The organism is Peribacillus sp. FSL E2-0218 (genome assembly GCF_037992945.1).
GTDB classification, from domain to species: Bacteria; Bacillota; Bacilli; order Bacillales; family DSM-1321; genus Peribacillus; species Peribacillus simplex_B.
On record NZ_CP150304.1, the window covers coordinates 3,603,225 to 3,618,022 of the forward strand.

The 14,798-nt window shown below is 45.9% G+C and carries 12 protein-coding genes and 1 other annotated feature; of the genes, 2 read left to right on the top strand and 10 right to left on the bottom strand.

The annotated features are described in order from the left end of the window. Positions 1 to 99 precede the first annotated feature (99 nt). A complete protein-coding gene (gene rnhC / locus MHI53_RS17345) occupies positions 100 to 1,059 on the top strand; it encodes a ribonuclease HIII (RefSeq protein WP_061142181.1) in 960 nt (319 codons plus the stop codon). Between the two features lie 124 nt (positions 1,060 to 1,183). On the opposite strand, the gene pheT is transcribed toward rnhC, so the two are convergent. The 3 genes from pheT to MHI53_RS17360 form a co-directional block, all read right to left on the bottom strand. Next, entirely contained in the window at positions 1,184 to 3,598 is a 2,415-nt protein-coding gene (gene pheT, locus MHI53_RS17350) for a phenylalanine--tRNA ligase subunit beta (RefSeq protein WP_340371817.1), read from the bottom strand. A 28-nt stretch (positions 3,599 to 3,626) separates the two neighbouring features. After that, positions 3,627 to 4,667 carry a phenylalanine--tRNA ligase subunit alpha gene (gene pheS, locus MHI53_RS17355; RefSeq protein ID WP_340371818.1) on the bottom strand — a complete coding sequence of 347 codons (1,041 nt, stop codon included), beginning with the start codon at positions 4,665 to 4,667 and terminating at the stop codon, positions 3,627 to 3,629. A gap of 58 nt (positions 4,668 to 4,725) precedes the next feature. Then, positions 4,726 to 4,965: a binding site (T-box leader), on the bottom strand. 50 nt (positions 4,966 to 5,015) lie between these two features. Next, positions 5,016 to 5,768: an RNA methyltransferase gene (locus MHI53_RS17360; RefSeq protein WP_340371819.1), complete on the bottom strand. Its 753-nt coding sequence runs from the start codon at positions 5,766 to 5,768 to the stop codon at positions 5,016 to 5,018. 122 nt (positions 5,769 to 5,890) lie between these two features. On the opposite strand from MHI53_RS17360, the gene sspI reads away from it, so the two are divergent. Beyond that, positions 5,891 to 6,100, top strand: coding sequence for a small acid-soluble spore protein SspI (gene sspI / locus MHI53_RS17365; RefSeq protein WP_061142185.1), 210 nt, complete (start codon positions 5,891 to 5,893; stop codon positions 6,098 to 6,100). 33 nt (positions 6,101 to 6,133) lie between these two features. Here the strand turns inward: sspI and MHI53_RS17370 are convergent, their stop codons facing one another. The 7 genes from MHI53_RS17370 to MHI53_RS17400 form a co-directional block, all read right to left on the bottom strand. Beyond that, complete coding sequence (locus MHI53_RS17370; protein WP_061142186.1) at positions 6,134 to 6,523, bottom strand: general stress protein; 390 nt, start codon at positions 6,521 to 6,523, stop codon at positions 6,134 to 6,136. A gap of 189 nt (positions 6,524 to 6,712) precedes the next feature. Continuing rightward, positions 6,713 to 7,492 carry a general stress protein gene (locus MHI53_RS17375; RefSeq protein WP_340371820.1) on the bottom strand — a complete coding sequence of 260 codons (780 nt, stop codon included), beginning with the start codon at positions 7,490 to 7,492 and terminating at the stop codon, positions 6,713 to 6,715. A gap of 196 nt (positions 7,493 to 7,688) precedes the next feature. Continuing rightward, positions 7,689 to 8,621 carry a YsnF/AvaK domain-containing protein gene (locus tag MHI53_RS17380; protein ID WP_061142188.1) on the bottom strand — a complete coding sequence of 311 codons (933 nt, stop codon included), beginning with the start codon at positions 8,619 to 8,621 and terminating at the stop codon, positions 7,689 to 7,691. Between the two features lie 264 nt (positions 8,622 to 8,885). Then, on the bottom strand, positions 8,886 to 10,211 hold the full coding sequence (locus MHI53_RS17385) for a (Fe-S)-binding protein (protein WP_340371821.1): 1,326 nt from the start codon (positions 10,209 to 10,211) through the stop codon (positions 8,886 to 8,888). After that, entirely contained in the window at positions 10,208 to 11,620 is a 1,413-nt protein-coding gene (gene glcD / locus MHI53_RS17390) for a glycolate oxidase subunit GlcD (RefSeq protein ID WP_340371822.1), read from the bottom strand. Before glcD ends, MHI53_RS17385 begins: the two co-directional genes overlap by 4 nt. Before the next feature lie 115 nt (positions 11,621 to 11,735). Beyond that, positions 11,736 to 12,854: a sugar diacid recognition domain-containing protein gene (locus MHI53_RS17395; protein ID WP_340371823.1), complete on the bottom strand. Its 1,119-nt coding sequence runs from the start codon at positions 12,852 to 12,854 to the stop codon at positions 11,736 to 11,738. A gap of 66 nt (positions 12,855 to 12,920) precedes the next feature. Then, positions 12,921 to 14,612 (bottom strand): lactate permease LctP family transporter, encoded by a 1,692-nt coding sequence (locus tag MHI53_RS17400; RefSeq protein ID WP_340371824.1) that lies wholly within the window; start codon positions 14,610 to 14,612, stop codon positions 12,921 to 12,923. Positions 14,613 to 14,798: the final 186 nt, after the last annotated feature.

Here is a 14,798-nt window from a genome sequence, read left to right on the forward strand (position 1 = left end):
CGTCATTTCTTGTATAAAAACTGCAATAATTTGTCAAATGAAAACGAACTAAGAAGCAGCTTGCCTAAATAATAATATGAAGTTAGGAGTTTACCGATTATGTCCCATGTTGTTTTACTCATCAATCCCGCCCAAATAAAAGCGATGCAAGTTCATTATTCTTCATCCTTAGCCACCAAACAGCCGCCAGGGAGCATCTTTTCCGCCAAGCCGCCGCTATGCACGGTGACCGCCTATAAATCCGGAAAGGTCCTTTTCCAAGGTAAGAATGCCGAACTGGAAGCCGGTAAATGGCAGCAGGCCGCTACAGCCGCCGCGCCAAAGAAAAAAACGGCATCCACCTCTTCGGTCAATGTCCACCGGTATTCACCGCCTGCCCATATCGGAACGATGTCCGTGATAGGTTCCGATGAAGTTGGGACAGGAGACTATTTCGGCCCGATTACGGTCGTAGCCGTTTATGCGAAAAAGGAGCAGCTTCCCCTATTGAGGGAGCTTGGTGTTCAGGATTCGAAAAATCTTAAAGATCCTCAGATCATCGAAATTGCCAAACAGATCAAGAATGTCGTGCCATTCAGCCTGCTTACTTGCGATAACCCCAAATATAATACGCTGCAGGCTCAAGGGATGTCACAAGGAAAAATGAAGGCCCTCCTCCATAACCAAGCGATCAAGCTTCTGATGCAAAAAATTCAGCCGGAGCAAGCGGAAGCTGTCCTTATCGACCAATTCGCCCAACCTGATGTATTTTTTAATTATTTGAAGGGCCAAGAACGGTTTCAGGCAAACGCCACTTATTTATGCACAAAAGCGGAAGGCATCCACCTTGGCGTAGCCGCCGCATCCATCCTGGCACGATACGCCTTCGTCAAACGCTTTGATTTGCTAAGTGAAAAAGCCGGATTCAAAATCCCGAAAGGAGCCGGATTTGCCGTGGACGAAGCCGCCGCACGATTGATCCATGAAAAAGGAATGGACTCCTTGCACGAATTCACGAAAACCCACTTCGCCAATACCGAAAAAGCAAAGCGGTTATACCAACAAAAATACCATAAATAAAGGCGAAGCGGCCGTTCTTCCGGGAACAGCCGCTTTTTTTGCAGTTTACCCGCCAGTTTGGGTGCTTTACTCGGGAGTTCATAAAAAGACAGCTTCCCGCGTTTCAGGGAGCTGTCTTTTTGTTTTATCCTCTTAGTTCTGCGCCGGCTTTTTCTTTTACGGCTTCTAGTACTTTTTCATGCGCTTTTGTAATGTCTTCGTCGGTTAGTGTACGTTCCGGATCGAAGTATTTCAGTGAGTAGGCAATGGATTTCTTGCCTTGCTCCATTCTTTCACCCTCGTATAAGTCGAAGATGGTTACTTCCTTGAGTAGCTTGCCTCCGGCTTCTTCAATAATGTTTTGAATGTCTCCGGCTTTTGTCGCTTGATCGACAACGAGCGCAATATCGCGTGTTGTCGATGGGTAGCGCGGAATGGTTTCGTAGGCAATTGGCGCCACTTCGGCTTCTGCCAATGCCTTTAAGGAAAGTTCGAAAATATATGTTTCTTTTATATCCAAGTCTTTTTGGACAGTTGGGTGCACTTGGCCGATAAAGCCGATCACATCACCATTCAACAGGACTTCCGCTGTCCGCCCTGGATGCATGTCATTGATTTGTGCTTGGCGGTAACTGATTTGATCCGTTAACCCAAGTGTATCGAATAATGCTTCGATCACGCCTTTGGCTACAAAGAAGTCGACCGGTTTCTTTTCGCCTTGCCATGGATGTGCTTCCCATAGGCCTGTGATGGCTCCGGCGATATGTTCTTTTTCATCTGGTAGCTCGTGGTCATCCCGTTTAAAGAATACTGATCCGATTTCATATAGAGCTAAAGAATCCAGTTGGCGGGCATTGTTATATTTTACGACTTCAAGCAATTGAGGCACGATGCTTAAACGCAGCTGGCTTCTTTCTTCGCTTATCGGCATGGCTAATCGAATCGATTCTCTTGCTTCCAATGCGAATTGCGCTGCTTTTTCCTCGCTTGTCAGTGAATAGGTCACCGCTTGATAAAGGCCTGCTCCTTCAAGTGTACGGCGTGCCTTCCGCCGTTTCATTTGATAGTCCGTCAAATGGCCAGGGGTAGCACAGCCGATCGGCAGTGTAGTCGGAATGTTATCATATCCATATAAACGTGCCGCTTCTTCGACCAAGTCAGCTTCAATCGTAATGTCCCCACGGCGTGTCGGTACAGTGATCGTGAACGTTTCATTGTCAAGTTCCACGCCGAATTGCAGGCGGTTGAAGATGGATTCCACTTCGGTTACGGTCATGTCTGTTCCAAGAAGCTTGTTGATTTTTTCAAGGGTGATGCTGATGACTGCAGGTTCCATTGTCAATTCGTCCACTTCTGCCGTTCCTTGCAGGACTGTTCCGCCAGCATATTGGGCAATCAATTGTGCCGCACGTTCCCCAGCTTCACGTACACGGGCCGGATCGACGCCTTTTTCAAAACGTGCACTCGCTTCACTGCGCAAGCCGTGATCTTTTGAAGCTTTACGAACGACCGTACCTGCGAAATAGGCACTTTCAAGGATGATGTTCGTCGTATCGTTTTTCACCTCAGAATCGGCTCCGCCCATCACACCAGCTATCGCAACAGGCTCGCTGCCGTTTGTGATCACTAAATGATTCGGTGTCAATGTGCGTTCTGCTTCATCAAGCGTTACGATTTTTTCAGCATCCTTCGCCCTGCGGATGACGATTTCTTTTGAACCGAAACGGTCATAATCAAAGGCATGCAGCGGCTGGCCGTATTCAAGTAAGATGTAATTCGTGATATCGACGACATTATTATGCGGCCGGATACCTGCCGACATTAGTCGTGTTTGCATCCAAAGCGGTGAAGGACCAATTTTTACATCTTTGATGATTTTAGCGATGTATACCGGGTTATCTTCTTTCGCTTCCACTTTGACACTGATGTAATCCGTCGCTTTTTCAGCTGCTTCTTCTTTCTCGATGACCGGCCATTTCACTTCCCGGCCGAGGATAGCCCCCACTTCGTAGGCTACACCGAGCATGCTCAAAGCATCCGAACGGTTTGGAGTCAGCCCGAGTTCCAGCACTTCATCACTTAAACCAAGCTCCTCCAATGCATCTTTTCCTACTTCCACATCATTGGGGAAGACGAAGATGCCTGTAGCATAATCCTTGGAAACGAGCTTGGATTCAAACCCCAATTCTTGGAGGGAGCAAATCATCCCGTGTGATTCTTCTCCGCGCAGCTTCGCTTTCTTGATTTTGAAATTACCTGGAAGGACTGCGCCAACAGTGGCGACTGCGACTTTTTGGCCTTTATCGACATTCGGTGCCCCACAGATGATCTGAACGGGATGTTCTGCCCCGATATCAACTTGGCACTTATTCAATTTATCGGCATTTGGATGCTGTTCACGTTCAATGACGTGGCCGATGACGACACCTTTTAGCCCTTCACTTTTCTTTTCCACCCCTTCAACCTCAATGCCGCTTTTCGTGATTTTGTCAGCTAGCTCCATCGCATTGATGCCTGAAAGGTCAACATAATCTTGTAACCATTTATATGAGACAAACATGGTAGGTCCTCCTTTATAAAAATAAAATTTATGCTTCGTGATGGTTGAATTGCTTTAAGAATCGAACATCATTCGTATAGAAATGGCGAATATCGTCCACACCGTATTTCAGCATCGCGATCCGTTCCACGCCCATTCCAAATGCGAACCCAGAGTATTTTTTGGAATCGAACCCAGCCATTTCAAGGACGTTCGGATGAACGATCCCGGCGCCAAGCACTTCGATCCAGCCTGTTTTTTTACATACGCTGCACCCTTTACCACCGCAGATTTTACAGGAAATATCGACTTCGACGGATGGCTCCGTGAATGGGAAGAAACTTGGACGAAGACGGATTTCACGATCTTGCCCGAATACTTTTTTGGCAAATACGTCAAGCGTTCCTTTTAGATCGCTCATGCTGATGTTCTCATCGATGACCAAGCCCTCGATTTGCTGGAATTGATGGGAGTGTGTCGCATCATCGTTATCGCGGCGATATACTTTCCCAGGGCAAATGATTTTAACAGGGCCTTGACCTTTATGTTTTTTCATCGTCCTTGCTTGAACAGGTGAAGTGTGCGTCCGCATCAGGATTTCCTCCGTGATGTAGAAGGAGTCCTGCATATCACGTGCCGGATGGCTTTTTGGCAGGTTAAGTGCCTCGAAGTTGTAGTAGTCGCTTTCGACTTCCGGACCTTCCGCAACGGTGTATCCCATTCCGATGAATAAATCTTCAATTTCTTCCACAACACGTGTTAACGGATGATGGTTCCCCCTGTTTACGGGACGTCCTGGCAATGTCACGTCAATCGTTTCCGTTGCTAGCTTAGCATTGACAGCTGCCGTTTCAAGAGCCTTTTGTTTTTCCTCGATTTTTGAAGCGATCGCCTCACGGACGTCATTGGCAAGCGCCCCGATTTTCGGGCGTTCCTCTGCTGACAGCTTCCCCATGCCACGCAATACCTCAGTGATCGGGCCTTTTTTCCCTAAATAAGCAACCCGGACTTCATTCAGTTCCTTAAGTTCGGAAGCGGCGGTTACTTTTTGCAACGCTTCTTCCTGCAGTTCTAGTAATCGTTCCTGCATCATGTTTTCCTCCTTTATTTTCCTTTTGTAAAAATGAACACAAAAAAACCCCTATCCCTAAAGGGACGAGGTTTATGTATCGCGGTACCACCCTTATTAGTGCAAGGACAAAAAACTCCTGCACTCACTTCATGAAAATAACGGCTTTTCACCGGAACATTTTTCGGACGATGTGTCTTCCCAATGCCAACTCGAAAGGTGAATTCACTTAAGCAGCGCCATAAAAATGCTTTCAGTCGAGGCATTTTTTCCCTGGATATGGATAACTTAAGGTACTACTCTTTGTCATCGTTGTTTGCATTATAAAATTCTGTTTCATTATATTATAATTCGGCGGCCGTTTCAAATTCATTTTCGCAAATGATACATTAAAATCCCGGCTGCGATCCCTACATTAAGCGATTCGCTTTTTCCATAAATGGGAATATAGAGATTTTGAGTCGTTTTTGCCAATAATTCTTTCGAAACACCTTGGCCTTCATTACCGACAAGCAGGGCGAATCGGGATGTTTTTTCGACTTCTTCAAATGGTGAAGCGCCTTCCAAAGCCGTGCCATAAACCGGCGTCCCCTTCTGTTTCAGCTCTTCGATGACCTCGGATAGGTTTGCTTTGATGACTGGCATACGGAATAGACTTCCCTGTGTCGAACGGACCACTTTCGGGTTGTATAAATCTGCACAGCCTTCGCCAACGATGACTGCATCCATACCAGCTGCATCCGCTGTCCTGATCATCGTACCTATATTCCCCGGATCCTGAACAGCATCAATCAATAATAGTTTATCCGGATTGATGGACTCCATGCTCATTACTTTTTGTTCACACACCGCAGCAATTCCTTGCGGGGCCTCGGTGTCGCATATTGCTTTCATAATATCATGTTTCACATAAATGACTTCCGTGCCTTCCAATTTAAAATGGGCGGGCATTTCCGTTTCTTCATTTACGATGACTTCCATGACGATTTCTTCTTTTAAGGCTTCTTCAACAAGGTGGAAGCCCTCGACTAAATATTTGCCTGTCTTATCGCGCTCTTTTTTCGTCAATAGCTTCTTCCATTGCTTGACTTGCGGGTTTTTTACGGATTCGATATATTTCAAGGGTAAACGCTCCTTTGACTTCACACTGATTTTCCTATTATAACGCAAATCGCATACATATTGCATGCCCGTTTGTGAAATGCTATTAATGTCAGTCATTATGTGTTAGAGGAGGAATAATTGTGAATTTAAACCTACGTAATGCGATCATCCAAAATGTATCTGGAAATTCGCAGGAGCAGCTGGAAGACACGATTGTCGATGCGATACAAAACGGCGAGGAAAAAATGCTGCCTGGCTTGGGAGTATTATTCGAGGTCATCTGGCAAAATTCATCTGATCAAGAAAAACAGGAAATGATCAATGCCCTTGAATCAGGATTAAAAAAATAACAGCCCTCGGAGGCTGTTATTTTTTTGATTCGCTTACTTCGTCATCGGCACCACTTTATCTGGGTCAGCCATCATTTCTGCAACAGATACTTCTTCATCAAGAAGCAGAATGTATTTTTTTGCTTTCACTTCTTCGAGGATCTCATTCGTCTCGGTTACGGAGTACCCGTATTTCGTGAAAAAGGTACGCAAATCCCCTGAACCTTCTTCTGTGAAGAAATGGATGATTTTCTCTAAAAAAGTATCCTTATCCTGATTGGCGATGATCAATATATCCGTATGGTCGTTTCCGAGCTGCACATCATTTTTTATATCAGCTGCGACTGTCATTTGTATGCCGGTCACGCCTTTTGCTTGTAAATCATGAATTGCAGCAAGTAATTCCGGATTAGAGTCAAAAACACCATAAACGTTTTTGTCCATGTTTTCTTCCTCCTTGTTCCTTCACTTGAAATAGAATTCCTCTGTAATTATACCTTGTCGCTTTATCAATAAACAAGCAAATAATGCAATGGGAAATGCTAGTACCTGGCCGAAAAACTCCTTTGCCTAAAGGAGTTTCCATTCAAATTCAAAAACTAACAGCCTTTGGCCGGCTGTTAGTTTGCGCCTTTACAGATGATCGGTATTGATTCTATTTTTGATGTAATCGTCCTCCAACGGATCTTCTTCCTCTTTAACATCACGGTTTACAGATCTTTCTGCATTCCGTTCTTTTTGGGCATCGGCTGAAAATGGGTCGGCATGGGGGTCGCTAGTCAATGTGCCTTCATGGTCCATTTTCTCCTGTTGTTTAAATTTTTCAGTGGAATTAGCCCTGATTTCCCTTTCTTGAGACCGCTTCGTTTCCAGCTCTTGTTGATTTTCAAAAATATCGGAAGAATTTCCGTGCAGTTCTGTGCTTCTCCCTGGCTGTGCCTCAACTTCCCTTGTTTGATAGGCATTGGCAGTCGTCTCAGGAAAAAGATTCGGGTCCGGGTTGTTCACCACTCCTGTTTTTAGCGGATCTTCTATAAGGGATTCGTCATCATGCATGTCTTTGGAAGCGGCTGCCTGGTCATCTGTAAGGATCAAGAATTTCCCTGACTCCACCTCATTTATATAAGCGGTCGCTTCGCTATCGGCAAGCCCCAATTCACCCAGCCTGTTCCTAATGTCCCGAGAGCCTTCGTTCAGGAAAAAATGCTTCATCTTATCCAAGAAGGAATCTTCATTGGCATTCGTTACGACGTCCACATCCGGATTTCTTCCTTCATTGCCAAAATCGAAATCTTCCTTTTTATTGGCGATTACGGTTATTTCCCCTTCATGTCTTCTTGTTTCCTTTAAGGATTGTATAGCCTGATATACTTCTGTTTTAGTATCGTACACACCATATAATGCTTTAACCATGCATCTCTTCCTCCTTATTTTCTGAAACGTTTCTTATTTGTAGGTATACCCCAAGGGCTGCTTTTTAAACAATGGCTGGTTTCGCATACTCTTGCGATTCATCAAGTAATGCTGTGATCAAGTTAAATGAAAAAGGGCTTTGGAATGGGGAACATTCCGAAGCCCTTTTTTCATGCTGCAGCTTATTTTTTTACACTTAGAAGCGGTCGCCTCTTCGTTCAGCTGCGTTTTTTTCATTTACGATCGAGTCATCTGTACTATCAAGCTGAATTTCTTCCTTTTTCAGGGTATCTTTAACCTGTTCGGTTTCTTGAACAGCATGTTTTTTGATGACGATTTCGTCTGTTACGATTGGTTTTTTTGATACTTCCAATTTTTCCTCGACGACAGGAATACGTATCGTTTCCCCATCTTGAATGCTGCTGCCAGGTTCGAGATTCGCTTCACGTCCTGAAACGGATCGATGCTCGACAGTCACCTCTTCATGCTCAACAGGGACATTGATCGTTTTATGTTGTTCTTTCACTTCTTTATTGATGACAACTTCACCGGTCTGAACTCTTTCTTTATCGATATTCAGCTGCTCTTCACGAAGCTTGAGCGTCTGTTCATCTTCCGGCAATTCACGACCTTGTCCGTTCATTCCATATACATCTTCCTTATTTAAGGCATCGGTTTTTTCGGCATTGTTATAAAGAGGGGGCGTGGTGTTCGCATCCAGCCTTGTTCCAGCCGTGTCCGTTCTTGCGGTCGTGAATTGATCTTTTGCCGTTCCAAGATGTCCTTCCCCTTCTTCAACTAGGACGAGAACCTTTCCGTTTTCCACATCAAAGACATGCTCAGCTGCGTCACTATTGGAAAGGCCTGCATTCGCCAATCTTGTTGATAGGTCAGCTGTATCGTCCGGCATGAAGAAGCGGGCCACCTTGTCCATGAAAGATTCGTCGTTAGAAACATTCGTCATTGTATGAACATCCGTTTCACGTTGGTGATGGGTAAAATCCAATGTTTCTTCCTTATCAGCCACAACCGTGATATCGTCCCCTTCAAAGCCTTTGGCCTTGAGTGCATTAATCGCTTGGATCACTTCTGCATTCGATTCATATACTCCATAAACTGTTTTATTCATTGTACATTCCTCCTTAGGGTTTGTTGTGCTATATGGTAGCTCATATATAATTTGTACCCGCTTGTCACCTAAGTAAACGAGGAATCCACATTTCATTTATGTTAAAACATGACGATTTGTTCTCAGAATAGAACGATCATTTCACGGAAAACTAGGTTTTTCAATGGTTTGCTCATTATTTAAAACGTAATGTTTAGACATATAATACCATCCGAACAGTTGCAGCCTAGGGTCGGCGTTCAATTTTCCTGCCGTTTTCTTCTATTATAATGCCGCAGCTTCCAAGAGTAGGTCGGCAATATGTACCGCTTTCGTGCAATCCCCCATCTTTTCGCGCTCGATTCCGAGCTGCATTTGCAACAAACAGCCAGGGTTCGCCGTCACAACAATATCCGCCTGCGTCGATTTGGTGTGCTCCATTTTCGAGTCAAGGATTTTCATGGACATCTCTGATTCCACAATATTATAAATTCCGGCAGAGCCGCAGCAGCGATCAGCATCCTTCATTTCCCTGAAATCGATTCCTTCTATCGCTTGAAGTAGAATACGTGGAGCAATGGATGTATTCATCACATTTCGTAAGTGACAGGAATCCTGGAATGTGATGGTTTGAGCTGGCAATTTCAGGCGAGTTTTTTCATGAAAGCGTAAATCGACCAGAATTTCGCTAATGTCCTTCAACTTACCTTTGAAGGCCATTGCCCGTTCATGCCAAACTGGGTCTTCTTGGAGCAAATGGTCATAATCAATGAGAAAAGCTCCACAACCACCGGCATTCGTAATGATATAATCCACCCCGTCCGCTTCAAACGCTTCAATATTACGCTTGGCCAGCTGCTTAGCTCCTTCTTTTTCGCCACTGTGCCCATGGAGCGCCCCACAGCAAGCTTGGGATTTTGGAATCACGATTTCACATCCGGCGACCTGAAGGAGCTTTAGTGTTGCCTTGTTCGTTTCCAGAAACATCGTATCCATCAAGCAGCCGGAAAAGAAGGCCACCTTTTTAAGGACTGGGCCAATCGAAGGCAGACCGGTTGGCCTTTTTTTCATTTCCGATTTTGTCGGGACCTTTGGCAGCACCTTTTCCATGGTCGCCAAATTATCGGGCAGCATGCTGAGTACCCCTGTTTTACGGGCGATATATTGCAGGCCGGATCTCTGATAAAAGCCAAGTAAGCTCGTCATGTTCTGCATTCGCTCCTGATGTGGGAATAATCCGCTGAAAACGGCCTTGCGGATCGTTTTCACAGGAAAGCTATGCTCCTTATTTTGATGGATGATATCTCTTGCTTCTTCCAGAAGATGTCCATATTTCACACCGGAAGGGCAAACGGGCTCACAAGCCCTGCAGCCCAGGCATAGACTTAAAGAGCGTTCCACATCTTCATCGGGCTCTATCAACCCATCCGTCACCGCTTTCATCAGGGCAATTCTCCCCCTCGGCGAATGGGATTCCTTTGATCCGGATTCGATGTATGTTGGACAATGGGGCAGGCAAAAACCACATCGCATGCAATTCAGCAATTCATCTTCATTCATTCTTTCCGCGAATTGATTGGCAATCGCTTCTCTTTCCTGAACGGTCGTCATGACGAAACCACCACTCTTTTCCTGCTTTCCTTGGCAAAGACTTTTCCGGGATTCATGATGCCATGGGGATCGAATGCTTGCTTTATCGCCCTCATGGCGGCAACCCCTTCCTTCTTTAGCTTCCATTCAAGGTAAGGCGCCTTCATCGCACCCACTCCATGTTCACCGGTGATCGTCCCGCCAAGATCGATGGCCGCAGCAAAAATGTCAGCAAATGCGAGCTCCACACGCTCCATTTCATCATGATCACGAGCGTCCGTAATGCAGGTAGGGTGAAGGTTCCCATCCCCGGCATGACCGAAAGTACAAATGTTCACGTCATGCTGCTTTGCGATTTGATTGATCGCTCGAACCATCTTGGCAATTTCCGAACGGGGAACGGTGGCGTCTTCCAAAATGGTCGTCGGCTTCAGACGTGCCAGTGCAGAGAGCGCAGTACGTCTTGCCGTTTTCAGCGCAGCTGCATCAGCCTCCGTCTCGGCAATTTCCACGGAAACTGCCTTTTCCTCGAGACAGATATCAGCCATCCTTTTCATATCACGTTCCACCACTTCTAAAGGACCATCCTGTTCAATCAAAAGAACCGCTTCCACATCGGTCGGCAACCCGATCTTTGCAAAATCCTCAACGACGGCCAATGTCGGCCGGTCAAGAAATTCAAGGGTGACCGGAATGATTTTATTCGAAATGATTTTTGCCACGGACTGGGCTGCGGCATCCAAGTCTTGATACAAGGCCAGCATCGTCTTTGTCGTTTCCGGGGTGGGAATCAGTTTTAAGATCGCTTCCGTAACGATTCCTAGCGTCCCCTCTGAACCGACCATCAGCTTCGTTAAATCGTACCCCGCTACATCCTTCGCAAGCTTGCCTCCTGTGTGAATGATATCCCCATTCGGAAGGACCACCTCAAGCCCGATGACATAATCGCGCGTGACTCCATATTTCAACCCCCGCAAGCCACCGGAGTTTTCATTAATGTTGCCTCCGATCGTGGAGATTTTCATCGAACTTGGATCGGGCGGATAAAATAACCCCTTCGCTTCAACCGCTGAAATCAAGTCCAATGTGATGAGACCGGGCTGCACCGTTGCCGTTAAGTTCTCCTCATCTATTTCCAGCAAAGCATTCATTCGATTGAATAATAGAACAAGCCCGCCCTCCATCGGACAGGTGCCGCCGCTCAAATTCGTTCCGGATCCGCGTGGAATGATGGGAATCTTGTACGCGTTGCATACCTTGACGATGTCTGACACTTCAGCTGTACAACCAGGTTTAATGACCGCATCAGGCATCGCTTGATACCCTGGTGTCGCATCATATGAATGAACCAGGCACTCCACCTTTGAATCATCGTAGTTTTCCGCTCCAACGATGACAAGGAGTAACTGCTTGATCTGCTCCGTTATCATGTATGTATTTCCCCCTCATATTTACAATCCTATTTGATAGCATCGATATGATTTAAGTATAAGGAAAAAACAACGCCAACTTCTATGTATGAAAACACAGAATTTCACGTTTCATTTACAAATATTTTGTATGTTTATCCAATACCTTCAACGCTAGATAGAGTGTGACCAAATCTGCTAGGTTCCTTGGATTCAATTCGGTCATGTCTTCGATCCGCTTGAGTCTATAATGGAGGGTATTGATATGTATATGAAGGGCTGCAGATGTGTCCTTCATGGACAGATCACAGGCAAAATACATGGAAAGGGTTTTAAGCAACTCCTCATTGGGAAGCAAATCCTCTATCGTACGGGTTACATATTCCTGTCTTGTTTCCCGGGTGACCTCATCAAGCAGGACTTCAAGTTTCAAATCCTCATCAAAGACGATTCCCGCTGCTGGAAACGCAATCTTCAACGAGCGCTCCGCTTTATAAAAAGCCTTTCTGAAGGCGGAGCCAGACATACTCGGGCTAACCCCTGCACACATTTTATAACCGGTGCTATCTTCGAGCTTTCTTTGCAGTTTACGTAATTTCATTAATTGTTGATCTTTTGATCCAAAAAAATCGGCTGCTGAGAGAAGGACGAACTGATTCCGGCCCCATCGGACGACGATGTCCGATGGATGCTGCTGCCTTACGTAAATCTGAAGCGCCCTCCATACATGAGGTTCGATGACTTTTTCAGTCTTGAATTCACCAAGGATGATGACCCTGTCCACATGAACATCGATGCCAAGCATCTTTGCCTTCTGAAGGAATGGCTCATTGAATGTTTCCAGTTGATGCCATTCAAAGACGAAGAATTCCATCAGGCGTGATCGGGATTCCTCCTGTTCGAGGTGATAGCTTTCCTGAATGAACAATTCCGTCATCTTTTTTAATAGTTCTGCATATGGGGAAACAAGATTGGGTTCCCCAGTGATCCCAATCACGCAAACGGCTTCCTGATTAAAGAAAATCGGCAGGTTGATTCCCGCCTTCACCCCTTTCCAATTTCGTTCATCCTGTTTATTTATGATCAGTTTCTCGCGGTTTTTAAAAGCATGTATCGCCCCTTCATGATAGGAGCCGATCCGGCTGTCATCGGTGCTTGCAATGATCGTGCCTGCATGATCGATGATGATGATTTCCTCATCGATCAATTTCCGGACCTCATGCACCAATTTCTCAGCAACGGCTGACAATTGCATGGTCCTTCCTCCTTCCCCATTGGTCTTGGCGTATTTTTGAGTCTCTTCTGCATAAGGCCATTCTCCTTATGGTATCATCCAGGAAAGGACGCCATTTTGCAAGAAGGTAATCATGCAAACGAGCAGCAATAAGAATAAACTATGTTTGATCGTGAATCTCAATAACTCCGATTCCCTGCCGGCCAGTCCAACGGCGGCACAAGCAATCGCGATCGATTGAGGTGAAATCATCTTCCCCGTCACCCCTCCGGAAGAGTTTGCTGCAAGCGCCAGGACCGGTTCCATTCCGACCTTAAGCGCCGTCACCTTCTGAAGACTGCCAAACAAGAGATTGGCTGATGTATCCGAGCCGGTTATGAACACACCTAGCCAGCCAAGAACCGGTGCGAAGAACGGAAACAAATCCCCCGATTTCGCAAGGGTCATCCCTAAAGTTGTCGACATGCCCGAGGCATTCGTAACGTAGGCAAAGGCGACAACGGAAGAAATCATCAAGATCGGTTTCGCCAACTCGCCCATCGCTTCGGCAAAGGTGGTGAAAAAATCTTTTACCGGCATATGGACCAGGAACTTCGTAACGATGGCAGCCAGTAAAATCGCCGTTCCCGCCGCACCAATCAGCTCCAATTTAAAGAAAGCGGCTATCGGCTGGCCGTTTCCTCCGATAATTGCATTATGCAGCCCCGGCACTTCCACTTGGAAGGTTACTAGTTTTCCAAGTTCATTGATTCCCCCCAGCAGAAAGTTATGGCCTTCATAATGGCCAGTCAGCGCCAGTTTTACCGGGCTTATCCCCCAAATGGTTATGAAAAATGTCAATAGCAGGAATGGCGACCACGCATGGACGATCTGCCCTTTCGTGTACACTGGTTCTTTCTCGGACGACTCATTCAGCGGTTCGGCAGATGCAGCCGTTTCCTCGGATGCAAAGCGAAAGATCGTTTTAGGCTTCCAGAATTTAAGAAAGATCGCTAAGGCAAAGAGTGACACTAACGCAGAAAGGATATCCGGCAGCTCAGGGCCGAGGAAATTCGAGCTTACATACTGGGTGATGGCAAAGGAAGAGCCGGAAACCAAAATGGCCGGCAAGACCTCCAGCGATCTTTTCCATCCAGCCATGATCAAAATCAGGTAAAGCGGGATGAAAGCCGAAAGGAATGGCAGCTGACGGCCGACCATTTTCGATATCTCCATCGCCGCAATGCCAGTTGGCCCTTCCATCGCGATGATCGGTATGCCAACGGCGCCGAAAGCAACCGGCGCCGTGTTTGCGATCAAGCAAATACCGGCGGCATATAGCGGGTTAAACCCGAGTCCGACTAAAAGGGCGGCCGAAATTGCCACAGGCGCGCCAAATCCAGCGGCGCCTTCCAAAAAGGCCCCGAAGGAAAAGGCCACCAATAATGCTTGCAGGCGCCGGTCTTCGGTAAGTGAAAGGACCGAAGACCGAATAATATTGAATTGGCCGCTTTTCACCGTCATTTTGTACAAAAATACGGAGGTGATGATGATCCATCCGATTGGCAGCAGTCCGTAGACCGCTCCTTGTGAAGCGGACATCAACGCCTTTCCTGCAGGCATTCCATAGACCGATACAGCCACCGCAAGAGCTACAAGTAACGTCGTTAATCCAGCCAAGTAGCCCTTCATCCTTCTGATGGCAAGAGCCCAGAAAAAGTAAAGGATGGGGATGAGTGCAACAAGAGAAGATAAAATTAAATGATCAGTGATCGGGGTAAAGTTTTGTGTCCAGGTCATTCATTTCGACTCCATTTACGATAAATTTTTTAAAAAATTCTGAAATCAACCTCTAGATGAAAACCCTTACAAACCAAAAAACCCAAAGTCATCTGATGACTTGATGAGTATTCATTAAAATTAAATGATTAAAAATATAAAATCAAGATTTTTTTATTTTTCATTGGATTTTCCAACCTTCAATGA